Source organism: Photobacterium kishitanii (genome assembly GCF_000613045.3).
GTDB classification, from domain to species: Bacteria; Pseudomonadota; Gammaproteobacteria; order Enterobacterales; family Vibrionaceae; genus Photobacterium; species Photobacterium kishitanii.
The window spans coordinates 74,511-100,812 of the sequence record NZ_LN794354.1; the positions used below are offsets into that span (position 1 = coordinate 74,511).

General features: G+C 34.4%; 14 protein-coding genes and 1 pseudogene. 2 read left to right on the forward strand and 13 right to left on the reverse strand.

Features of this window, described 5'->3' with window-relative positions:
* Positions 1-111: 111 nt before the first annotated feature.
* The 7 genes from PPBDW_RS22645 to PPBDW_RS22675 all read right to left on the reverse strand — a co-directional run bounded on the left by PPBDW_RS22645 (position 112) and on the right by PPBDW_RS22675 (position 13,771).
* On the reverse strand, positions 112-4,953 hold the full coding sequence (locus PPBDW_RS22645) for a hemagglutinin repeat-containing protein (RefSeq protein WP_181950662.1): 4,842 nt from the start codon (positions 4,951-4,953) through the stop codon (positions 112-114).
* Between the two features lie 22 nt (positions 4,954-4,975).
* On the reverse strand, positions 4,976-6,388 hold the full coding sequence (locus PPBDW_RS22650; protein ID WP_054262250.1) for a ShlB/FhaC/HecB family hemolysin secretion/activation protein: 1,413 nt from the start codon (positions 6,386-6,388) through the stop codon (positions 4,976-4,978).
* Complete coding sequence (locus tag PPBDW_RS22655; protein WP_054262251.1) at positions 6,352-6,645, reverse strand: hypothetical protein; 294 nt, start codon at positions 6,643-6,645, stop codon at positions 6,352-6,354. Before PPBDW_RS22655 ends, PPBDW_RS22650 begins: the two co-directional genes overlap by 37 nt.
* A gap of 722 nt (positions 6,646-7,367) precedes the next feature.
* Complete coding sequence (locus tag PPBDW_RS22660; RefSeq protein WP_036788688.1) at positions 7,368-9,002, reverse strand: methyl-accepting chemotaxis protein; 1,635 nt, start codon at positions 9,000-9,002, stop codon at positions 7,368-7,370.
* 1,171 nt (positions 9,003-10,173) lie between these two features.
* Positions 10,174-10,503, reverse strand: a complete 330-nt coding sequence (locus PPBDW_RS22665) for a hypothetical protein (protein WP_036788690.1) — start codon at positions 10,501-10,503, stop codon at positions 10,174-10,176.
* Between the two features lie 190 nt (positions 10,504-10,693).
* The gene (locus PPBDW_RS22670; protein WP_054262253.1) at positions 10,694-12,289 is read right to left on the reverse strand and encodes a methyl-accepting chemotaxis protein; all 1,596 of its coding nucleotides are present in this window, start codon (positions 12,287-12,289) and stop codon (positions 10,694-10,696) included.
* Positions 12,290-12,526: 237 nt separating this feature from the next.
* Positions 12,527-13,771, reverse strand: a complete 1,245-nt coding sequence (locus PPBDW_RS22675; protein WP_054262254.1) for a leucine-rich repeat domain-containing protein — start codon at positions 13,769-13,771, stop codon at positions 12,527-12,529.
* A gap of 447 nt (positions 13,772-14,218) precedes the next feature.
* Here PPBDW_RS22675 and PPBDW_RS22680 point away from each other — a divergent pair, with 447 nt between their 5' ends.
* Positions 14,219-17,851 (forward strand): ImpA family metalloprotease, encoded by a 3,633-nt coding sequence (locus PPBDW_RS22680; RefSeq protein WP_181950663.1) that lies wholly within the window; start codon positions 14,219-14,221, stop codon positions 17,849-17,851.
* A gap of 347 nt (positions 17,852-18,198) precedes the next feature.
* Here the strand turns inward: PPBDW_RS22680 and yjbD are convergent, their stop codons facing one another.
* Positions 18,199-18,462, reverse strand: coding sequence for a DUF3811 domain-containing protein (yjbD, locus tag PPBDW_RS22685; RefSeq protein ID WP_181950664.1), 264 nt, complete (start codon positions 18,460-18,462; stop codon positions 18,199-18,201).
* Between the two features lie 271 nt (positions 18,463-18,733).
* Positions 18,734-18,859, reverse strand: a complete 126-nt coding sequence (locus PPBDW_RS22900) for a hypothetical protein (protein WP_269059484.1) — start codon at positions 18,857-18,859, stop codon at positions 18,734-18,736.
* A gap of 507 nt (positions 18,860-19,366) precedes the next feature.
* Between PPBDW_RS22900 and PPBDW_RS22690 the strand changes: the two genes are divergently transcribed.
* On the forward strand, positions 19,367-20,485 hold the full coding sequence (locus tag PPBDW_RS22690) for a Fic family protein (RefSeq protein WP_036788695.1): 1,119 nt from the start codon (positions 19,367-19,369) through the stop codon (positions 20,483-20,485).
* Between the two features lie 254 nt (positions 20,486-20,739).
* Here PPBDW_RS22690 and PPBDW_RS22695 read toward each other — a convergent pair.
* The 4 genes and pseudogenes from PPBDW_RS22695 to PPBDW_RS22710 all read right to left on the reverse strand — a co-directional run bounded on the left by PPBDW_RS22695 (position 20,740) and on the right by PPBDW_RS22710 (position 25,702).
* Positions 20,740-21,922 (reverse strand): annotated as a pseudogene (locus tag PPBDW_RS22695) (iron-containing alcohol dehydrogenase).
* A gap of 256 nt (positions 21,923-22,178) precedes the next feature.
* Positions 22,179-22,421 carry a hypothetical protein gene (locus PPBDW_RS22700; protein ID WP_036788698.1) on the reverse strand — a complete coding sequence of 81 codons (243 nt, stop codon included), beginning with the start codon at positions 22,419-22,421 and terminating at the stop codon, positions 22,179-22,181.
* 931 nt (positions 22,422-23,352) lie between these two features.
* The gene (gene fliB / locus PPBDW_RS22705) at positions 23,353-24,540 is read right to left on the reverse strand and encodes a flagellin lysine-N-methylase (protein WP_036788701.1); all 1,188 of its coding nucleotides are present in this window, start codon (positions 24,538-24,540) and stop codon (positions 23,353-23,355) included.
* 406 nt (positions 24,541-24,946) lie between these two features.
* Positions 24,947-25,702 carry a leucine-rich repeat domain-containing protein gene (locus PPBDW_RS22710; RefSeq protein WP_081045150.1) on the reverse strand — a complete coding sequence of 252 codons (756 nt, stop codon included), beginning with the start codon at positions 25,700-25,702 and terminating at the stop codon, positions 24,947-24,949.
* Between the last annotated feature and the right edge of the window lie 600 nt (positions 25,703-26,302).

The window sequence follows — 26,302 nt, forward strand, 5'->3', positions numbered from 1 at the left end:
TTATGCTTAACCATGCTGGCACATTAACAGGCCAAGTGTTGATAACTTAGCCTGTTTTAACTATGGTTTACCTATTTAGGACAAAAAATCTATATGATTAAAATAAAGCACTTACGACTTATTAGTTATCGCTGAAGCTGTTATCGTTTTATTCATATTCGCTGTTGCCGTTATAGGTGACTCTCCCTTAGTCACACCTTTGGTAATTGTACTGACTACACCACCGACAGTGAATGGCACATCTAAACTCGCACTATAATTATTTTTATATCCATGCATATCTTTATTGATAATTTTAGAATCACCTAATGATATTCCACCACGATGGGTGTGTATCTTTGCCCCTGTAAGATTGGTATCGCCTCTAACATTAACCATTACTCCTTCTTTAGCATTAATCTCCGTTTGTGCTGTAACGGAGTTATTATTCACAACATCAAAACTGAAACCAGCATGGCCGCTAAGGCCTTTCGTTTTATCTTCAACCAAAGTACTTTTAACACCATTACCAAGTTTACGAGCACCGAGATCCCACCATGCTGCTTTTTCTTGCGTTTTTTCTGTTAGTTTTTCTGGTAATGTTACTTTGTCTTGTGCCTTATTAAAACTTACGGCAGCTGTTGAAGCTTGTGATTTATCATGGTGACGGGCAAACGTATTATATTTTTCAGTCACTTTATCTGCACCTGAGCCTACTACGTTATCTAACTTTTCTTTCAGAGGCTTAGAATAATGAGGGGTACCTACTTTAGATAATTTAGATGTAATAGCTGCTGATGTCGCATTAGTATGACCAATACCAGTATCAACATTAACAATAACTTTATGTTCGTGATCATTGCGACTTTCAATATTTAAATTGCCGCCAATATCACCGCTGATTTTGTCTGCAGTTAATTCTCCCCCTGAAAGACGCGCGTCTTTTTGAGTTATGATACTGATATTATTTGCATTAATCTTAATATTGGGATTAATTTCCTGATCCAGTTTATCAACACTAACACCTAAACCGACATTTAAATTATGAGTATCTGCTCCACTATTCGAAATGACTTTAGCTTGTTCATCCTTCTTAAATGACTGACTGACGGCAGCATTACCATTTAGAGCTGCATTCCAATTATTCTTATGCTCGGTTATTTGCGCAGATTCTAAAACAATTCCACCTTTATCTGCAGTTAAAGCAGCATCTTTAGCCTTTAATTGAGCACCAATACCATGAATAGCATCATTATCATTAGAGCCAGCATTGACACTAATTTTATGATTACTGGTAAATTCAGAACCTTGTTGTTTAACAGCGTTTTCATCTTTAAATGCCAGGTTTACAGCGCCACCAATGGAAGCATTACCACCAGAACCATCTTTAGTGTCGTTACTTCCACCACCAAGATTCAATTTACCCGCAATATGACTCTCTTTGTTAGTGTATGTAGACTTAGCAACACCAATATTTACTTTATTTTTAGCGGCAACAACGGTGTCATTACCACTCGTTACTTTTGTACCTTGAAAATTAATATCATGCCCAGCGATAATTTCTAGCTTATCACCAGAAGAGATTAAACCGCTAACCGCACTTTTTTCCTCTAAGGCGATTTTTTCCACACCACCACCAAGACCCACTCCCATATTTTTATTATTAGGAGTTGTACCTATAGAACCCGATGCATTCGCATTTAGTTTAGCTGATGATGATGAGTGGGTATTATTTGCTTGTTCAAATTGAACATCCCCTCCTGCAATTATCTTAGTTGATCCTTGTTCGGCTTGAATCTTTACTCCTTGATAAGCCGCATCTTGCGTAACATTAATCTTAATATTTTTCTTAGCGACAATAGATCCCGTTACCGCCTCTGAGCCTGTAGTTTGTGATGACGAATTACCCCCTTGGCCTTGAGCATTAATCGTTAAATCTTCACCTGTTGTCGTATAAACACGAAGGCCACCTGAGCCATGAGTTTCACTATTATTTTCATATTGAGTATTGTTGGATGCATGATCTATATGTTTATTTGCGGTTAACTTATAATCACCGCTATCTGCATTATATTGAGTCCCTTCATCCGTCACTGTTTGCTTGGCATTAATATCTAGTGATCCTGCAGTGATCTTAGTAACCAATGCGGTGGTAGAGCCTTTAACATTTTTAGATGTTTTGGCTTCGATAGTAACATCTACACCAATGTTTGCAGCTCCCGTCTTTCCGATGTTATCGATAGCATCACTAAGACCCCCTTTGCTGCCACTTTTGATGGCTTTTTCTATAGGTCGAGTGATCCCACTGTAATCAATATTGGTACCAATATCGATTCCAGCCGATGCTTTGGTTGTTTTTGTTTCATCTTTGCTAATAGCAGCTAAGTGAGCAACATCTTTAGCTGTTTCTTTATACTGATCTTTTACCTGATGTTCTGTACCTTGTTGTGTCAGTTTCTCTTTCGCATTAACAATAAGATTACCTGCAATATCAGTCCTAGAGACTAAAGCATCTTCCTTCGACAACTCACTTTTTTGCTTAGAAAACCCAGCCTCATAACCTGAGCCCGCTTTATCAATCCCACCAATATAGTAGATGCCACCACCGACAGTATCTTGAGTCTTCGTCGTGGTTGTTACATCCTTCTCGGCTAGAAATGAAACGTTTTCAGCGCTAACATTGGCGCTACCTTTAGTGGTTTTTAACTTAGAACCTTGGAAATTTGCATCACCTTGAGCAGAAATATTAACACTTTCACCTTCTAATAATGAACCAATATGCTTAGTCTGGTGCGTTTTCTCTGTTGTTGCAGTATGCTCAATATGTATACCAGCTTTATACTGTTTATCGCTGATCTCCTTAGCATAACTATCAACAGATAGCTTAGTTTTCGTTTGATCTAACTGTTCATCTTGCTGTGCTGCTTTAATATTAATAGTACCTAATGATTCAATACCTAACGTTCCAGCACTTTTAACAAGGCTCCCCACCACATCAATATCTTTTTTACTTAATAGTTTTAAATCAACATCAGAAACCAATGCACTACCGTGAACAGTTTGAGTCGTATGAGTCGATTTATTGGAGTTTTTAGTAATATTAAACGCTGTACCATTACGGGTATCAACTTTATCAATCGAAGTACTTATTGCATTGTCAATTAGCAAGCCACCATGTTGAGTTTTAACAAATCCCCCGCTTTTACCTGAGACTTTACTACCTGTAATATTGATACCATCATCGGCCGAGACTAATAAATGTCCTCCTGACACTATTTCAGAACCGTGGCTAATATCACTGTTATTACTATTGTTGTTATTATTACCACCGCCGATCCCCCCCCAATAGGTTTTATTATCTTTAACTGTTTTATTATTGGCTGTATTTTGAACACTAATATCAATGATTTTCTTCGCATTAATGATCAAATCTTGCTTAGATTGAACTTTAGCTGCTTTTAATCGTACACTCTGTTGCGCATTGATCCCTAATGCACCATTAGAGATTAATTGTGATGATTTTAATGTATCAGTCTCATTACTATCATGAAACTGGCCGGTAATCAGACTTGAAGTATGATTACGTAAATTTCTATTATGATCATTTTTGGTTTTTTCTATTGTTCCAGATAAAACAATATCACCAGCAGAATTGACAACTAAAGATTTATTCGCAGTTACTTTTGCTCCTGTAAGTATGACATCACCTTGAGTCGAAATTAAATTAACAGTTTTACTCGCATCAATAACAGTGCCGTGTTGCTGTGTTTTTTTAGAGGTAGTTGTTGAATAATTAGTCTGGGAATAAAACCAATTATTATTGGTATCCACCTGTTTATTGACGGTTTTATCACTATCTAGTTGTATATTGCCACCTTTAACTGCAACATCTTCACCCTCAATAAGAGTTGCAGTCAGATGATTATCTTTAGCTGCAATAATACTGATATTTTTACCAACTAATGCTGTTCTTTGTAGATGTTGACTATCAGTCTGCCCATTAATATCAATCCCGCCACGGTAATTCTGATAATTCTTAGCACCATAATACTTATTTGTATGAGTTGTTATTTTACCTTGTGAACGGATGTGCTGGCCTTTTAAATTAATATTATCACCTTCAATATTTGCTGCTGTAAGTAATAAATTACCTTTGACATCAACAGCAACAATATCTTGCCCCTTGAGCTGGCCTTCAAGATTGACACCACTGCCTTCATCAGTATTAATAATTCGAATACGACCCGCTTGCATACTTCCAAGATAATAACTATCTACTGCATGAGGCAGACCCTTGCTCTCGGTAATGGTTAAAGTGTCACGCGATACATCATTGTGACCCGTAATTGCGTTGATCTCTTTTGCTTCAACTCGTCCATTAACAGAAATACTGGGTGCGATTAAATCTAAAATGGTTGCCGTTGTTAACCCCTGGCTGTTAACCAGTAATTTGTTTTGATTATCAGTCTGATAGTTCTCTAGTTTTCCATTTTTAATCAAAGGATTACCAACAACTAAGGATGAGCGATTGGTATTAATAAAACCACAACCATCACAAGTAATGCCGTTAGGATTAGCTAATACATAATCAGCCGCCATACCAAAAATTTCTTGTTTACCGAGCAATAATGAAGGATTGCGAGTTATCACTTCATTTAAAATAAGATTGGCCGCTTGGCCTTGTAAATTGTGATTTGCCCCAAGTTTTCCTGCAAGTTGTGATTGGCCAGCAATTAATGAGTTATTAAGTACAGCTCCTGATTTATTAACATTATATTGGTTGTACTGGTTATGTGATAAACCATTTTGATTAGGCTTAACGATATCAACAATTTCAGCACCATTTGATGCTATCGCAACTTGCGGACCACCATCCCCTGAAATGATCCCAGCGGCATGAGTTGGCATAGAAATCATTGCCAGCGTAATAGCGACTGCAACTTTACTAGATGACGATAATATAAATCTTTCCATTTTCATTCTTATCTCTCTATTATTATATTTTATAGGTAACATTAAATAATGCCGTAATTGGTTCATTTTTAGAAACTAACCCCGACAATATTTTTCCATGACTGATATCCATATCAAATATAAATTTTTTATAATTGAGTGACATTCCTGTACTCAGTCCCAGAACTATAGAATTACTCTGACTATCACCGTGAGGGTATATCTGTCCAATATCTACTCCTAATCGCGGATGAATTACAGTGTTATTAATAAAATAATAATTCGATAATGTATTATGAGAAAACCACCCATTATCACCAGAAATACTCGTCTGACTAAAACCGCGAACGGCAGATCGATCGGTTAAACTTAACCACTCAACGCCAGGTAGAGCATGAGGGCTATATTGTGCGAAAAGTTGATTATTTAACTGGTAGATAGAATCAAAAACATTAAAACTGTAACTATAATTAAATGATAGTTTAAGTTTACTAAATTCATTATTAATAATATTTCTTTTTTTATCAAAATTAAATATTGACAATCCTTTTTCTATACTTAAATTAGAGTTTAAAACACTAGTTGGGAAAATATGAGTGTGATTTAAACTTAAATCAAGAACCGTCAATTCTGGACTACTAACAAAAAGCAAAGAATCTAACAAAAGATTTTTCACCTGCTTATTAGTTAATTGAGCACTAATTGTGAATAAATCATTTTGATCTCTATAATACAAATAATCACTTTTAATACCATATTGTTGAGTATTGCCGTTAAGCGTAATTAATGTATTTTTTAGATGTTGTTTTATTAAGTATTCAGAGTAACTGTAAAAACTACTGAATGTTAAATTTCCATAAGGTACAGAATAAAATAAATTATACGCTCTACTGTATTTATTTGAATATGACTTTAACGTTGTACTCGTATTCAAGCTTATAAAATCAGATATTCCTAATGGACTATCAATAGAAAATGTTGCTCTGCTTAACCATTTACCTGTATTTTCTTGCCCATAATTATCTAAACTAGCAGTCGCTGACCAAGGAGAACGATACTTATTACTAAGAACAATAATTGAACCTCCATTATATTCCCCAGGTAATATATCCAGTGTTACCTGATTTGATTGAAGACGATTAGCTTGATCTAATCCTTGATCTAAGTCTTCTAATTTCAATGGTTTATTTATAATATTAGGGAAAATAAAATTAGAATTAACCTTTCGATCACCTCCTTTTATTCCTTCAACAAACCCTTCAATAACTTGAACCCCAAGCTCACCTCGAGCATTGGGTTGAATAAATTCCACTCTAGAAGTAATATAACCTTTATTAATATAAAGCTGAGTTAATTCACGAGCTAAATTATTTAAATTATTAGCTGTTATACATTTAAGAGGCAATGCGGTTATTTTATTTAAATCATCCTTATCAAGTAAGGTGATCCCTTGCAAAAAACATTGTCTATTTTCAAACAAATATTAGAATCAGGTAATATATTGTTATTTTTTGTCGATATTTTTTTTTCATTGTTTTTAATTAAACGTTCAGTTTGACTTTTCTCTGATAACTTTTCGATCTCACGATAATTACTTTGTAAAGCTCTACGAGATTCAGTTACTGGGGAAAATATTTGATTCCCTAATAGCTCATCCGCAAAAACAGTAATATTATTAAATCCTAAGAATAAAATTATTATTTTTTTGATCATATATGACTTCAAATTCAAGGAAAAAAATGTTTATTTGTTATTTTTTCATCACCTCATAACTAGTCATTCTTAATTGGAATTTATTCTCTATTATATATGCATCATGGTCAACATATTTATTGAGATTAATTGTCATTTAGGTATACATCATCTTTAATAATTACTAATCAAGATAAAACACCAAATAAATACCAAAAAGTAAGATGATAATACTACACGCATAAGATTATTTGTCATTTTATACTTAAATATAATAACTAACTTTTATAGCTAAAGTATAAAATCCCTACCTATAAACAACTAAAATAACTCTATCGCTATAGATAAGCATAACAAAAGGTATCTAGTATGGCTGATATGCACTCCATAACATTAATAAATATCTTTATACTAAATAGTATATAAATTCGGTTAATTCAGTCTCTTTAACTATTTTGAGTAGCGCTGAATTAATGGTTACTAAATAACGAATTTTTCTAATGGAAAGGCAAGTATCATACGATTCAAGAATTAAAATATGAATCCTATAAAATTTAGGCAGTCAGTAGTGAAGTTTATATATTTCTAAAGCAAAAAAACGGCCCTATATCGAGGGCCGTCCGTATTAATAATACAAGCTATCTAGATAAAAATAGTATCAAGGAGCAATAATAAACACGTTGTTAACCATAACCCTATTTAAAACTGACAAGTAGCTATATTGTTTAATACAATTAATTTTATTAACTTAACTTAAAACGATTTATTGTATTTTGTAATGACAGCGATAATTGACTAATTTCACTACAAGACTTAGCTGCATACTTAGCACCATTAGCCACCTCTATCGAAGAATTACTGATATTTTCAATATTTTCTCCTAAAGCTTCAGTTACAGAATCTTGTTCACTGCAGGCTGTTGCAATATGAAAACTCAGCTCAGACATGCCATTTACTTGTAACCCAATAGATTTAATGTTTTCGCCAGTTTGATGGCTATTTTCAACACATCCATTGATTAACTCTTCACTTTTATATGTGATAGCTTTGGCTGCGTTTACACTCAATTGGAGCTTTTCAATAATAGAAATAATTTCACCGGTTGAATCTTGAGTTCTACCAGCTAGCGTACGAACTTCATCAGCAACGACAGCAAAACCGCGACCTTGCTCTCCAGCTCTAGCTGCTTCAATTGCTGCATTTAAAGCTAAAAGGTTAGTTTGACCTGCGATATCTCGAATAACATCAACAACCATATTAATATTTATCGATTCCTTTTCTAACAAACTGACTATCTCTCCAGCCTTATGTATTTCAATTGAAGCCTGTTCAATTTGTGATATTGTCGATGAAAGATCATTAATACTTTGTTTTACATTATTATTAATCTCATTGGCAGACAACGATGAATTTTCGGTATTATTAGCCACCTCAGCGACGGTTATCCGCATCTGTTCCATTGCCGTCGCAATTAATGTAACCTGATTTTGTTGATCTTGCATACCTTCAGATGACTGTTGAGCAACAGAGCTTACATCATCGATAGACGAGTTAAGCTGCACAACTAATGCTCTTATTTCTTTAATAAGATTTAGAATATTATCTTTCATTATCAGACTAATATCAGCTAATTTTCCAAATTCATCATTTGCAATACTGTTACGATCAAACTTATATGTAAGATTACCCTTAGATATTTCTTCGGATAATTTAGATATCATCGTTAAAGGATTTATAATCTGACGATTAATAAAAACATTAATCAAAACTAACAATAAAGCCAAAATAGAAAAACTTATTATCGAAATATGAAACGTTTCAGATATTTCATTTGAAATTTTCTTATTATCATCACGCGTAAAATCTACGTTCAATTTATGTAGATTATTAGATGCAATCTCTATCTCATTAAACTTATTATATGAATTTTCTAATGTCAGTTCTGCAAGTTTAACGTTATCATTCTCAAGGTAATCATTAAACGTAACCACCTCACTTTTGTAGATGTGCCATGTGTTTTTTAGTTTATTATAAGCATTTTCATCATCACTGCCTGATAAAAGTTTACTATACTTTAAGAGAAGATTATCAGTATCACTATAATATTTATTTACTAAAGATAAATACTCATTCCTTTTATTATCACTATTTTTTTGTAAGATAGCATACTGATTCCTCCTTAAATCAGAAATATTTTTATAAATACCATTAACAACCATTAAGCTTGGTATTGATTCTTCAGATAATGTTATTGCCTCATGGCCTATTTGGCTTAGTTGTTTATTTATTATAAGAAATAAACCTATAACAAAAACAAAAATCAAAATAAAAGAGAACGTTATTTTTTTTAAAATTGATGTATTCTTTAGGAAATTCAAAACATGCCTATCACTGATAAAACTTTAATATTAAGTATATCGACAGTAATTAATTAAAATTAAATAAAAATTGAAACTAAATAAAATCAAATATAAAGCATGTTTCATAAAAACACCTAATTAACTAAAGATAGTAATAAATATAAACCTCGCTCTTTGCATAAAAAATCATTGCTGCAGATATAGTAGCAAAATAATAAACTTCTATTAAAGATCATAATGATACATTTATTATCGAATGCTATTTTCTAATAGTCTTACTGCTGAAACTCTTTCATCTATGCATTATAAAACATCTAAAAACTCGCATATAAGTCTAAATATTTTAGTTCTTAATACAGCAAACTTTCATAACACCAATCAACTATAACCGTCCATATGGACGGTCATTTAACATCAAAGCTATTTATTCGAGTCCACCTTAAAATTACGCTAAAATCGATTTTAAAGTCATCAACCGACCGCCAACGTCAAATGTGACTTTTATTTATGTAAATATTTCCTTTTATATTCTGAAGACTTAGAGAATAAAAAGAAAAATGGTAAGGGTATAATTACCCCTAAAAACGCCAATAAATCACCTTCATCAAGAAGCAAATAAACACTACAGTTAAAAATAATAAAAAGTACAGTTATTACACCAACATGAAGTAGTGGGTTACTTTTAGAACACTTTGCATATAAAGCAATCATATCAATTGTCATCATTAAAATTAAAATATCTCTCTAAAAAGAGTCTTCACATAATACACTATTAACTAGCCTTTATAATTATCGGCTTTATTTAATCAATTTTAAAAATTTGAACTATATTTACCCTAAATAATAGCACTAAAATCTCCTTTACATCATCAGTAGAAATAGCACAAAGTTTTAGCTCAAGAGGAACTATTTTCGATAACATAAAATTTATGTTTAAATATTGTCACTTCCTCCATCTAATGCTATTTTTAAATCTCTCCATAGTAAGTAGCTACAATATAAAAGATATTCAATTTTGATTGTTAGTGCTAAAGACTAAACAAGGTCAATTTCATCGCCATTAATAATTAGTTGTAGTTACTTAAAATATTGCTCTTATTTCTATCCTGTTTAAAGAACCCTCAATTCACTATACTGGTAAATTGAGAATTCTCATTTAAACAATTGAATTAACCATGGTATCGAAAATCTATGACATCAAAAATATACCAACGGCGATGAAAATTAAAATAATAATCATAGTGATTATAACTGAATCAATAGTTGCCATATGCGATTCATTCTTACGCTTAGGCTGAACTTGTTTACATTCGATTGTTTGTTCATCGACAAGAGCTTGGAAACGCAATTTTACATATAACGACTTAGCCTTATCGTTATTATTATCGCAATCAGATATGGCTTTTAACCACAAACCATCGCGTTTATAACCATTCTGTATTTCATCACTAATTTGTTTATATAGTTGCTCTTCTACCAAGCGCTCTTCCGCTGTTTTCTGATTGAAACCTATATTCATACATATCCTTATGATGAAAGCTATTATAGGTATCTTAAATCTAAATAAAGCTATAAATTGTGATCATCAAGCTATATTTGATAATATAAATCTTATTCGATTCGATACTCCTCAAGACTAAGAGACAAAATGACCGTCTATAGCGACGATCATTTACTCTCAAACGGTAACTGTACGTGCTTCTTAATAACTAATTTAAAAATTGCTTCATCAGCATTTTAAGGCTCTCAGTGCTAACTGAAAGTGATTCTGAACGCGCCACCATATTATCCGAACGTTGCATCGAACGATTTGAATTATCTCTAATATCAACAATGTTTAATGACACCTCATTAGTCACTAAAACTTGCTCTGATACAAAACCTGATATCTCTAAAGCTCTGCTAGAAACATCTTGAATGGCTTTCGTTATCCCCTCAAGCGCATGAGTCGTGTCTTTTGATGACGCTAAACACAACTCAGACAATGAACCTCCAGATGAAACAATTTCTACCGCTTTATTTGAAGATTGAGTTAAATTATTTATCATTAAATTAATCTCATGCGTTGACTGTTTAGTCTTTAACGCTAACCCTCTTACTTCGTCAGCTACAACAGCAAATCCTCGGCCAGCCTCTCCAGCTCTTGCAGCCTCGATCGCAGCATTTAATGCCAGTAAATTAATTTGTTCGGATATTCCTATAATCACATCCAAGATCTTTGTCATATCTTCACTGTTTCTAGCAAGATCAATGATTATTTTTTCAGCATCCTTTAACTCATTATTTAGTGAAATAATATTTTCTTCAGTTTCTGAGATTTTTCTCATCCCATCTTGAGATAATACCAAAGCATCACTAGATAGCTCTGAGACTTTACTCGCTCCACTTGAAACATCTGATAAAGAATGCGTTAATTCCTCAATCGCAGCAGCCATCGTCTCGGTATTTAAATGCTGATTAGATAAATCTTGATTGACCTCCATTAATTCGACTGCATCTTTTTTAGCTTCTATATTAATAGCAGACACTGACTCAAAAGATCTGGCTGATATAGCTCTAACCTCAGAGTTTTTCATCTGTAAAGCCTGCTCAACCTGTGAATAGTCATCTAAATGGCCACTATAAACCTTTTCCATCAGGTCATTTTGGTAAATATCTCTAGATGCCTTCCTTAAAGCACCAAACCTTTTTCTTTGAGCAATAGCAGTCCCAATACCAATAGCAGATAAAAGACATCCCATTCCCTCTATGAATGACATAGAATAAATAGCAGCAACCATTGAAAGGAGAAACATTAGCGACCAAAGAAAAACGGATACAACATGCCATTGCAACCGAAATAATGAGATCTTTTTATTTTTCTTTAATTTTGCATATAGCAACTCAGCTCGCTTTAGCTGCTCATCATTTGGCTGCATTCTTACCGATTGATATTCTATGGTTTTACCATCTTGATCTTGTATTGGAGTGACAAAAGCAGAAACCCAATAATGCTCATCCCCTCCCTTGCAATTATTTTTAACTAGCCCCATCCAAGATTTGCCATTATGAAGATACTCCCACAATTGTTTAAATACTTGCTTAGGCATATCTTCATGTCGAACGAGGTTGTGAGGTTGCCCTTTTAGTTCATCTAAACTGAACTTTGCGACGTCACAAAAATCCTTATTTGCTGAGATAATGTAACTTTGAGTATCGGTAGTTGATATTAAATTACTTTTACTTGAGTACTCTTTATTTTTGGTCATAACGTTATTATTTATAGTTATATTAATGGAGAATAATAACACAAATTTAGCTTGCATTAGCTCTAAGAGTAAATAATTACAAAACAATTATCCCAAAGCGATAGGTTCCCCTTACACCACAAAGCCTGCAATCATACTCATTTTATGGTTAATTATAATTGAAATGACTTAAACTATTATTACCTGTTCAAGTACCGAAAATACACTTATAAAAGTTAACATTTAATCAATAGACACCTACATTATTCGATACCGCCACAAAGGGCGGTATTTAACTGCAAGGCTAATATCATTTTAAAGTCGTTTTATATTTACTTTTTCATCAAACGCCGTATCCCCAATAGCAATTACCGAATCAGGCAGAATCACGCTCGTTAAGGAATTATCAGTAAATGCCCAATTACCGATCGTCGTCACCGAATTAGGGATCGTCGCACTCGTTAGAGAATTGGCTGCGAACGCCCCCTCACCAATAACAGTCACCAAGTTAGGGATCGTCACTCTCGTTAAAGAATTCGCTGCAAACGCTCCTTCACCAATAGCAGTCACTAAGTTAGGAATAATTACGTTCGTTAAAGAATTAGCAGCGAAGGCTTCATTGCCGATAGTAGTAACCGAATCAGGGATAATCACGCTCGTTAAGCCATTATCTTCAAATGCCCCTTTACCAATCGTCGTCACCGAATTAGGAATAATAACATCCATTTGTTTACTACCATACGAAACAATCGTTCTGATATTATCTGTACCATCAGCATTTCTAGCGTAAATAATACCATCAGAGGGTGAATTATTAATTTCCGTTATTTCATTATTATTAAATGCCCCATTTCCGATACTCGTTACTGAATTTGGAATAGTCACGCTCATTAAAGCATTACCTTCAAACGCAAAATCTCCAATATCTATCACCGAGTTAGGAATAATCACACTGGTTAAAAAATTCGCTGCGAACGCCAAATCTCCGATAGTCGTTACTGAATTTGGAAGAATCACATTTGTTAACGCATTACCTTCAAACGCTTCATTCCCGATAGCCGTTACTGAATTAGGGATAATCACGCTCGTTAAGGCATTGCCTTCAAACGCCTCTCTCCCAATAGTCGTCACTGAATTGGGAATAGTCACATTTGTTAAGGCATTACCTTCAAACACATAAACCCCAATAGTCGTCACTGAATTAGGAATAGTCACAGTTGTTAAAGCATTATTTGAAAATGCAGCCTCCCCGATCTCAGTTACTGAATTAGGGATGGTTATAGTTGTTAAGGCATTATTTGAAAAAGCCTTTCTCCCTATAACAGTTACCGAATTAGGGATAATCACGCTTGTTAAGGCATTGCCCTCAAACGCCGCCCTTCCAATAGTAGTTACCGAATTAGGAATTATTATATTCTTCTCTTTACCTATATAATTGATAATCGTGCTTTTGTTTTCCGAACCATCAAGATTTTTGGTATACACAAAACCATCGTTTCCAGCATAAGCATGGAAACAAAACAATAATAAAGGAGCGATTAAAAAGTAATTTTTTAACATTTCTATATACTTATTTATTTATCAATAAGTTATTTATCGGCAAATCTCACCAAAAAAAAAATCCTAAGAAAGGTTTTTGTTTAATCTATTGCATCTAAAGCACTCCAATACGCTGTTACACTAATATATAAACCGCCAATTTTTAGGGAATGCCCAAGAATAATGTTTCTTCAAAACAACGCTACTAAATACTATAGATTCCAAACCAATCCACCCAAACCTGAATATTATGCGAATTTTGTATATCTCTAGGCACATAAAATTTATGGGTTTTCTTTGGTAAAATTAGCGGCGCGATCACAGCGATAACATCACAGACTATTCAAAATTTGCTAATGGAAAATTTTAAGTTACGAATATAACTCGTACTTTATTGGGATTATTTTCCATATTAAATATACATATATGCTATAAATGCCGCATTTGCCATCCATTACATTAATAACAATGATTTTAAAAAAAACACTGCTCTCTTCAGTAATTTTATTCGCCTTGTCTGGTTGCCATACTGATGACAGCGATTTTAATCCACCGACACAAAAACCAAAAACATCAGCTTCTAAACTTTTGCCAAGTAAAGAGCCATCAGTCGAGCTGCCGTTTATTAAACCGATGGCGACAGTAACAGGTATAGCAGGGTTACCAGTTCACGGGCAAGTAATGACATCGGCTCAGCAAGGGGACTCAATCGTCTATTTATTATTCGGAAATCCAACTTGGTTAACGATTGATTCTAAAACGGGTGAATTATCGGGCACACCTAATCGTAATGATAATGGCAATTATACTGTGATGGTTACTGCTACTAATGGTAGAGGCTCTGCAACAGCTGTTATTAACATTACTATTAACAAATCAAATATTGCCCCTATTATTGCACCAATAGTGCCACAAGTTATCAATGCTGATACACCGTACCAATATACGATTAAAGCCCAAGATGATGATAATGATCACTTAACTTACTCATTAAGTGGCTCACCAGCATACATGTCTATTAATGCTGAAACGGGTCAAATAACAGCAAATGCAATGGATAATGACGAAGGCAGTTTTTCCGTTACTGTAGATGTAAGTGATGGTCAACATCGTACAACTGCAACGGTGAAATTTACGGTCAACATTGATCCGGTGATAAAAGCCATAAAACAGCAAGATGCAAGCTTGGCAACCTATGAGCAATATGTTGATTTTATTAATCATAAGGCAAAAATAATTGATGCCCATAAATTAGATATTAATAACCAAATTACTCAGTCCGTAGGAAAATTTAACTGGAATCCGAGTCACGATAGTGTGATTTTAAACTCAATAAACCCAACAAATTCAGTTATTTTACTTGGGAATAATAATAAAGGAACGGCAGCTCTTGCGATTGCTAGTGAGTTAGACGGACAACGATTTATTGCAACCAGCGCTGATATTATTGAAACAGAAAATAATCGTGGCGCCAGTGATGGCAATATTGCAACAGGGGAATTATCAAAATTAGCAAAAAATATGCTGATGTGGCTTGCAGGTAAAGATGTGAGTCAGTGCATTAATATAGTGACTTTAAATACCAGTAATAACAACTATTGGCACGAGACGTATAATTGGTTTTCTCGCTGGCTCCAACAAAACTATAAAAATACAGAAAATAAGCCAACATTTACATTAAATGAACATGGGGTTTGTGACGGTGATAAGCTACAGTCTTGTATCGAAAATAATAAACCAGATGTTGTTATTATGTCATCAAGTGATGTAACGAACACTGAACAATATGTTAACAATCTTAAATATTTAATTAAAAATAAAGTACCGGTTCTTTTTGTTAATAGTGAGCGTGATCCTTCTTTCGCACTACAAGCAGCATTAAAGCTTAAACAAATAACAGCATCTACGAATTATTGGTCTCAATGGCAAATTAATAACTTTAACTATCAATACCAACTCAGCCAGTTATCAATACCAGATAGCGGGATTAAATTATTAAATGATATCAATAATAAAAATGTTGATATTAGCCCTGCAATTTTAGATAGCTGCGCGAAATCAGGCAACTATCTACTTAGCTGCGGTGGCGATTTTTCCAAACCATTTTTAGACACTGATGTTAAAAAAGGCATTGATTTTTATCGTAATATATTCAAAAACATAGATGAAGCAGGTATGGATATTTTCTCGCAACGTAGTTTTGATATCTATAATGCGGTGTTATTGGCTGCAGATGTTAAACGTGCTGAGATTGATTATCCTGTAATTAATAGTAATGTTGAAGCACTCGCATCGGCAATGTTTGCAGATAGTGCAATTAGCTATAAACGCGCAAAAAATACCGCTCAGCCAGATCTAGGTTCATTTGTTAAAGATCGCTCAAAAATTGCCGTAGGTGTTAATGATAGTTTCGCTTTCCCGACAACGGTTGATGATATCAAAAGTTTTACGGTCCCATTTAAAGATCAATGGACAACAACGGGATGGTTTATTTTACCAGGGAAGACGGTCGCATTAACGCGCACAGATAATGATAAAAATACCACAGTTAAACTACGAATGAACATTCAGTTGCCAAATACAAACCGCGGCTATCAGCGAGGTCAACTAGAGCGACCATTAGAGTTAATGCAAGACAGATTAAGTATACAACCGAGACAAACTATTACCTTTTCATCCCCTTATGGTGGTCCATTATATTTTGAAATCGGCTCAAGAACTAAAAATGAAAATTTATCAGCTTCATTTTCGATAAAGAATATTGTTCATCATCCGACAATTACTGACTTTGATAATGCTGATCAGATTCGACAATTTAAAGAATTATTGGATTCAACAGAACTCCCTTATATTGATCTAAAAACAGAAGCGGCAGAGTTACACGCACGCAAAGATAGGTTCTTAGAGAGCATAAATGCTGATTATCCAACAATTAAAGATTTACTTAATGGAATAATGACAGATCACCTAGAAAGCTTGTATGGCTTGAGTGGTTTCACCATTTCACAAAAACCATTAAACGAACAATTACCAGCGTACACTGCTACGATTTGTCAAAATTTGTTTAGTGCCGATGACTGTTTTGATAAAACCATCAACAAGCGTTATTTGATCCAACATGAAGCTTACGATCAAAACGCACAGTGTGGTGTAGGTTGTTCTGGTAACCCTTTTACATCATTCTCAGGCATCTATCCTAGCGGTTGGTTGGTTAACCACGAGTTAGGACATAACTTACAGCGCTATCGTTTATCTGTAGCCTATACAAAGGGCCCTGATACACGTAATGATTGGACAACTTATAGTTCTCGCTCTGGTGAAAACTCAAATAATATTTTCCCATATTATGCAAAATGGCGAGCATATTATCAAACCAACGGGAAGCGAGGCACAATGACTGATGGACATATGAATCAGCGAGATTTATTTGCTGTTTATATGTCTGATGCTCTAGGGCTGAAAGATAGTACAAATAGCCGTCGTATGGTGTATGACTCGAATTGTCATGCCTTCAGTAAAGATACATCCGGAGATGTAACACGTTTTGTTGGTCCTTGGGAAAGTAATGCTTATGCCATTTATAATGGCTACCGAATGGAATTTTACATTCAAGCTGCATTACGAGCAGATAAACAAACGATGTCTGATGGCACTCGCTTAGATAATGGCTTTGGTCTATTTACTTTAATGTATCAACATGAACGCATCTTTAGTAAATACATTGCTTCGAAAGATCTATGGAATACCCGTAAGGATGAGCTAGGTTTTAGTCTTTTTGATTATAAACCCACTGAAGCGAAAGGAGACACGGTAGATAAAATTCCAGGTAATGATTTCATGTTGATATCAATGAGTAAAATCACCGGTAAAGATTGGACACCTTATTTTGACATGTTTGGTTTGTATTATTCAGATTTGGCTGCCCAACAAGTTATTGCTAATGGTGATACAGAAAAAGTTAACAAAGGCATGTATGTCCTTGAAGAGGATATGCCAAATGAGAATATGTCACAAGATTTACCGTGGATCTCGTTTGAAGGCGATATATCGACCCTAGTATGGCCTAGAAATAATTGGTCTCCTAAGCTGTGTGTTAAATAATAATCATCTAAAATAAGCAACGAATAAAGAGTTTATGGATAGGAATTCCACCGGTTTCTATCCATCAAACTCTGCTTCTCACTAAACTTAAATCAAAGTAAGAATACCAAAACAGTATTATCGTAATTAAAGCAACTGGTTAATATGCTATAACTAGCTATCGTGACGATGGTTATACTAAGTGATCGCTTCACGATGATAAGTCTTTAATGATCCGACAGCTTGTAACCTCAGTAAAATCAAATAGATTCTTTTTCTATAAATTTTTAGTTGAATAGTTTTGAAAAATGTAACGAGTTTTAATTAGGATGCCGATGATGCTTTTAACTGATGCACCATCGGTAGTTTTATCGTCGATATGTATTAGCTGACCAGCTCCAATTTACGTCTGAATTTGACTCTTTTTTTCTATCGTGAGTTTTACGAATTTTTGCTTTTCGTAATTCATCAGCTCGTAACTTATAAGCGGCCAATTTTTTCAATGTTTCAGCAATAACTATTTCTTTTTCTACATCAGTTAAAGATTCGCCCTTCTTAGCTTCAGCTAGCTCAATTTGGCTTTTTATTTCCAAAGAATCAGAAGTTGAATAAACTACTTTATCTTCTACCATATATAATAACACACCCTTATTTAACATTAATAATCAATAACTAAAAAACCAGAAGTAGTTATTAAGCTACCGCTATATAAACATAAATAAGTTACACCTTTTTAGGTATTAGGTATTGTTATAAATAAGATATTGATCACAAAAAAATTGAGTAAAATCAGCGTTCTTCAGCATACTAACAAGGACAGCTTTCACGCAGAAGAGTCATTAAATATTTATCGTCCATAAAAAGCCACTACTATAAACAACCTTGAAATTTAACCAACAGTAATTAGGCATGTTTAAAGCCAAGATTTAGTTTAAATCCACATGCTTGAGCATAACTGACTAAAGCTTCAAGACTAGAATTTGAACGACCAGATGCCAAACGCGAAATATTTGGAGCCTTTGTTGTCATTTTTCAGTAATTTCACCTTCAATACCAAAATAAAAATTCACTTCCAAGACAGTATTTAACTATAAAGCGAAGCAAAGTCCGCCAATTAGTCGTTTTTTAGATGGTATCTAAACACACATGACATCAAATTGGTCATTATTAACACATAAAAACAAAGCTTTCTTATCACTTGATATTGCTACTTGATATCAATACCTTACATCAATATATAATATCTAAAGAAGATTTTTAGAAGGCGAGATAACAGACATCTGAGTGCTCCCTACCAAAATTTTCCCATATTTATGACCCTTTGTGCTCTTAGTCAGCAAGCCTAAAACCAACTCTGTCTTTTTGAGTTGGTTTTTTTTATTTAAAAATCTCATAATTAACAGTATCCATCTATCACACACATACTCCCTTGTATTCGATAAACTTAACGTTTCAGCAAATTTGATTTGATTAATTCATTTATTCAAATCAAAATGTGATTAGAATAAGCACTTTTTTCGCATCAAAGGATGAATTATGTGGGTATGGCAGCAAGATAACTGGCCTCATTTCCGTTGGGATCATCACCTTATAGAACCAATGGTGAGACAAACGCGTCTTAACCAAGGAATTTTATTGGGTAAGATCACCTGCCAGTCACCAAATCAAAAACAAAATATGCTTGATACGCTATTGGCTAACATTGTTCATTCTAGTGCTATTGAAGGGGAAAAACTCAATGCCTTTTCAGTGCGTTCATCGTTAGCTAATAAGCTGGGCATGACGGAAGACAAGCCATTTCCAACCACAGAGCAAACCGATGGATTAGCCGAAATTATGCTCGATGCAGTAGAAAACCTCGATGCGCCGCTCACGCTATCGCGGATCTTAACCTGGCATCAACGCTTATTTCCTGAAGGCTATACGATGTTTAACCCGGTGATCGGCGGGCAATTAAGAGGCGATGCACCGATGCAAGTAGTCTCTGGCAGAATTGATAGACCCATTGTGCATTTTGAGGCGCCACAGCGCACAATCCTTGAGCCAGAGCTGAATACCTTTATTACTTGGTTTAATCAATCAAAGGCTGATACTTCACTCGACCCATTACTTCGAGCCGCTATTACCCACTTATGGTTTGTGACCCTTCACCCATTAGATGATGGTAATGGTCGTATTACTCGTTTGCTTACTGATTTAGCATTAGCCCAAGCCGAACAACAGTCGGTGAGGTTCTATGCGATGTCAGTAGGGATCTTGGCCAACCGTAACAGTTACTATGATGTGTTGGAGCAAACTCAAAAAGGCGATCTCGATATTACGTCATGGTTAAGTTGGTTTTTAACCACGTTAAATACCACCTTTGATGGGGTATTAACAGAGATAGATCAAACCGTCTTTAAAACCAATTACTGGCGCCAAATCGATCAAACTAAACTCACCGCAGAGCAAGTAAAAGTGCTTAATCGAATGCTGGATGGCGACTTTGAACAGGGGATCAATACCACCCAATACCATAAAGTAGCGAAGGTCAGTAAGCCGACTGCAACTCGTCATTTAGCCTTGTTGGTTGAATTGGGTTGTTTAGTAAAATCAGGCGCTGGCGGTCGAAGTACACGGTATTTGTTGCCTTTAGAAGTCACATCACACCCATAAATGTATAACAAATATAATAGCTTTTAATTTTAATTAATTGAAAATATTAACTTTATTGCATTTTATGCTTAAAGTTTCCCAGTGCTGGCTGGCTGGCTGGCTGGCTGGCTGGCTGGCTGGGGTTAGGCACGTAACAATTTCGCATAAATAATCAACGCTTAAATACACCAATTATCCTTCATCAACATCCAGATCTAAAAAAGGCCGCTTTAGCGGCCTTTTTATTTAAGAGTCATTACCGATAGTCAGGGTAATTACATCCGTGCTTTGAAGATATTAATGATTTCTTCTAGGCTCGCTTTGCGTGGGTTGGTTAGAGAACAGGCATCATTTAGGGCATTTTGTGCCATGAATGCGAGTTTATCTTCCGTAACACCCAGGTCAGCTAAACGTTGCTTTGTACCTACCTTCTCAGATAGTGCATCAATCGCTTCTAGAGCGGCATTCACTGCTTGCTCTTGCGTCATCGCTGCAGTGTCGATCCCCATTGCTTTAGCAATATCAACAAAACGTTCTGGTACTTGTTGTGCATTAAAGCGTGATACTTCAGCAAGTAGGATTGCGTTACATAGACCGTGTGACAGGTCGTAAACACCACCAAGTTGGTGCGCCATTGAGTGCACGTAACCGAGAGAAGCATTTGAGAATGCCATACCGGCTAAGTACTCGCCGTACTGCATTGCGTCACGTGCTGCACGATCTTGACCGTTATTCACTACTGCTTCTAAGTTATTTACAATCAACTCAATCGCTTTAATTGCAGCAGCATCTGTGATTGGTGTCGCAGCTGTTGAAACATACGCTTCAACCGCGTGCGTTAATGCGTCCATACCTGTGGTTGCAGTAAGGAACTTAGGCATTGCTACCATTAGCTCTGAATCGTTAACCGCGATGATAGGCGTGAAGTGCTTATCAACTACAGGGTATTTAGTTTCATCTTCTTGGTTAGTGATAATCGCAAATACCGTCATTTCTGATGCAGTACCCGCAGTTGTGTTCACTGTAACCAATGGAAGTTGTGGTTTCTTCGATAGATGCACACCTTTAGAGTAATCANTTCGATAGATGCACACCTTTAGAGTAATCACGAATATGGCCACCGTTAGCAGCAACCAATGCAATACCTTTCGCAGTATCGTGAGAAGAACCACCACCAAATGAAATTACAAAGTCAGCGTTGCTTTGTGCAAGTAGAGTAAGACCGTCTTCGATATTTTTCTCTGTTGGGTTTGGTTGAACGCCATCATAAATAACGTAATCAAGGTTATGTGCTGTTAGCTCATCCGTTAGCTTGCTAACAAGACCCACTTCAACTAACACACCGTCAGTGACGATAAGCGCTTTTTTCAATTCTTTTGACGCTAATTCAGCACCTAAAGATTGAATAGCATTAGGACCCATTAAGGTTACAGGTGGCATGTAAAATACATTGCTCATAGTAAAACTCCGATAATTTTTAATTAATTTATAGTGACTTACCGCGATAGCCATAAGTCTGAATTTGTTTGATAGCGCGTTATAAAGGGGTGATAGCGTAAGAAGCTATATCGAGTTTATTTGTTATTGTTGGTGTCGATACTGTCATTCTACACCCCACCCATTTGGTAACAATAGAGATAAAACCAAAACACTTTTACTTAGATGTAATAATAAGAAGGTGTAACAAGCGTTTGTTTACCATCGTGGTGAAATATTACTTATCAGCCGCTGATAGCAGTTTTTCATTAAAGCTCATGTGGGTGTTTTTGTTGGTAACCACAATGCCTGAGTGTGATTTATCCGCCGTACCATTTACTGCGTAGTGGCTTGCAACCACAGTATTGTTAGCTTGGTTGTTGAAACTAACGTTACCAGTGAAAGCGCCATCACGTGCCGATGCCGTGTAAGAAGTGGCGATAATAGCGGTAGCGATAATTGCTTTAATAACTGTTTTCATGAGTCGTATAACCTTAATCTTTATTATTATTGCTGAACGCTGTCTGCGTTTCGATGGGGCTATATTAACAATTACACGAAAACACACAATCCACCAAAAATACAAAAGATTATTACCAAATAGAAACAATAATACACACCTATTGGAATAAATATTAGAAGATCGAGAGGAACACAGTAAGTTTAACTATCATTGCTATAAGATAACTTAGGATTTAAGCCTATAGAACGTGGACTTTGTAGAAATAACAATTGATAGATACTGTAAATAGCATTGTTTAGCTGAATTTTAGGTACAAAAAAACCACATCATAAAGGTGTGGTTTTTATTGGAGCTTATATGGAATTTCAATTGTAATACTAAAAAAATAATACCTCCTCAATGCTTATGAAAAGAATAGCGCACCCCAAGTAGAAAAAGTGTGATCCTATCGTCAAATTACTATCTTTATATCGTGACAAAGAATAGATACACCTATTTTGGTATACCTTGCCTATTTGAAATAAAAATAATAGCAATAAAAAAGACCCACCGATTTCTCGATAAACATTACTACATTTATTTATATATTCTTACCGGTACTAGTAGGCCTTGAGAACCATTGGAAACATCAAAAGAAACCATTTAATTTTCATTAAGTGTTTTAAAGCCATCAGAGATAATTGAGTTTATAAACATCATAATAACGGATAGTTTCGAGAATAACGTCTGATGGAAGTAAACATAAGAAAAATATCATGACGGATTTTGATCGTTAATTTTAGCTCTTTGACTTAAATTTTTCGACAAGAGCTTGTTTTCATAATTAGCAGAGGTTTCGTTCTGATAATCGGTACTAATAGATAAATATACCCACTGAGTACCGATTGTCTTTAACAGAAAGGACAATTTTAATTTAGAGCTAACTATTTAAGCTAATCAATAACAATTTTTAGTGTATTTTTATTAACATTAATGAAAGCAGATCTTCATCTATACCTACCTCACTCCGTATCCTTTTAATATTATCAATATAATCAGCAGTATGGCTGCGCGTACGATGATAGGTTTGTACCACTAAAATTACATCATCATCAGTTAATGGACGCATAGAAGCTAATGTTGATAATGCACCACGAATGATAAAAATATCATCGATTAAGTTATCGAATACTTGTTGCATGGATTTTGAAGGGAAGTCATTTTGGTAGAACACATAAAGAATGTAGTTAATCCAAATATGATTATTCTTGGCAAAGTATTCTCTATAATGATTATTGAAACCATGTTGAAGAATTTTGTATTGCTCATTGCTATCATCATTGGTAAGGCTTAGTGCTTCAAGCAGTTGCTGGTACAGTAAATTGAAACGTGTAGATTCCACCTTGAAACCGCTAGTTGATTTAACATGTATATGGTAGTTAAAAAACTGAATTAATAGGCCCGGATAAAAATCAGATGAGGTACGTTGCTCACGGTATAGTTTGTCGAAATTATTATTATTAATTTTTTCACAACATAGCAATAATCTTTTGTGTAATTCTGTAGCGTTATCTTTATGAGGCTCAATTAAACGTAATGTTATTCCTATGTAGAAAAGGCGTTGCTCTAAACTAATGTCATTTATAAAAAGAATGTCGACGAGAAACTGTTGAACTGCAGCATGCCAATTAGGGCGAGTATAGTTGTTTGCAGCAAATGCATCGTTAGTGGTATTTTTTTGATGAAACTGCATGGCTGCAGGGTTAAGCAATACTTGTCTTGCAGCTTCTGGACAAGACAAAAATAAGTTGTGTTCTTTCTTATTACCACGGATTGTAAAAGTACGTGGGTAGGATTGACACGTTAGTGATAAACGTTTGTGCCCATGCTCTTTATGCACTTCGCATAATCCACTTTCTTCACGGAAAGGGCAAATACCGTCACTATTAAGACTAATTTTTGCATAATAAGGAGATTCATCACCCTTAGTTCGCATGATTACATCAGCTGATTTTACTTTTAATAAACTCTTTTGTGTCATGAATTTATATGTTGATTTATCTATGGAGATATCCCAACTATGACAACAATGATCTTCACACTTGTCAGCAATGCACGAGAAGTTTTTGATGTATTCAGGAGTGATAATTGATCTCATATATTTATACTTCGCATCTCTAGGATAATTATTATTTATTAATGGAATATTATGTAGGTTAATGAAGTGATCATAACGTTCTAAAATTCAATCATTATACTGTTATTAACTCTCAATTCAATTTTATTACGCACACATAAACACATTAACCAATGAAATAAACATCACCTTATTTAATAATGCTTATATTAAATAAAGCTATTGATTTTTCACTTTCATAGTTCAGTACATTCAATCTAATTAATAAGCATCAAAAAATGCTAGCTGCTACTTTTATCTAATCCAGCCATGATCAATAGGGTGCGTATTAAGATAATCTGACATAGATTAATTTTAGAGTTAAAAAATCATTATAAACAAATACTTAACCATTTACAATTTTTAACAACCAAAACATCAACTTAAATTACTTTATAGTAACATCATCATCAAATGCCCCTTTCCCAATAAAAGTATCGGAATCAGGGATCGTCACACTCGTTAATTTATTCGTTGAAAAAGCTGAACTTTCAATTGTAGCCACCGAATTAGGGATGGTCACACTCGTTAATTTATTATACTTAAACGCCATCAACCCAATGAAAGTCACTGAATTAGGAATGGTCACACTTGTTAGCTTATTATTACTAAACGCTCCACTTTCAATCTCAGTCACTGAATTAGAGATAGTTACACTCGTTAAAGCGTTATTTCCGAATGTTCCACTTTCAATTTCAGTTACTGAGTCAGGAATGGTCACGTTCGTTAACGCATTATCTTTAAACGCCCCTTCTCCAAGATTCATCACCGAATTAGGGATCTTAACGCTTATTAGATCATTATCAAAAAATGCATACTCTCCAATTTTAGTTACAGAATCAGGGATTGTTACGCTGGTTAAATTATTCTTAGAAAATGCATACCCTCCAATTTTAGTCACAGAATTGGGAATAGTTATGCTCGTTAAATCATTACCCAAAAACGCGCCCTCTCCGATTTTAGTCACCGAGTTGGGAATAATTACCTGCTTTTTTTTGCCAATATAATCAACAATAATATTTTTATTTTCTGATCCATCTGGATTTTTGGAATACACAAAACCGTCAGTTCCAGCATAGGCGTGGAGACAAGTGAAAAATAAAGGTGTGATTAAAAATGAAGCTCTTAACATTTTTAAGTTCATATTAATTTATCAGTAAGTTATTTATAAACAATATCATACATAAGAAAATTATCGATACAATCATCATATTTGATATATTGCATCGAAAATGATTCGATATACAATGATATCAGATACAAAAAATTTCAGGCTGTAAAATGAATATTACACTTTAAAGTTTATTATTCCGTATTTTTACATTTATACAACAAATCCGCTTAACATACCCAGTTTAATAATAGCCAATTTTTACATATTGCGTTAGCAACGAATCGTATCACATAAAAGTGAACATGTTAAAAAAAGTAACAATTGAATAAAAATAACGCATTACGCTCACTATTTTGAATTATTAATCATCATTAATGTGAATTATATTGCTATAAATACAATTTCTTATGTAACCTAGGAAAGAAATTTTTAAGAAATGAAATTAAGTGCTCTTATACATCATAAACGGTAAAGTTATAGTATCGAAATCTTTGCAAGTATTTAAATACTAATAAAGGTTTCTTAATGATTAATAATTTCTAATGTAATTATTACTTGCATTAGATTTAATCTAATTATTAATGTAAATTGAATGCTTACAAGGCCACTTGTTCAGCACTGTTACCTGTC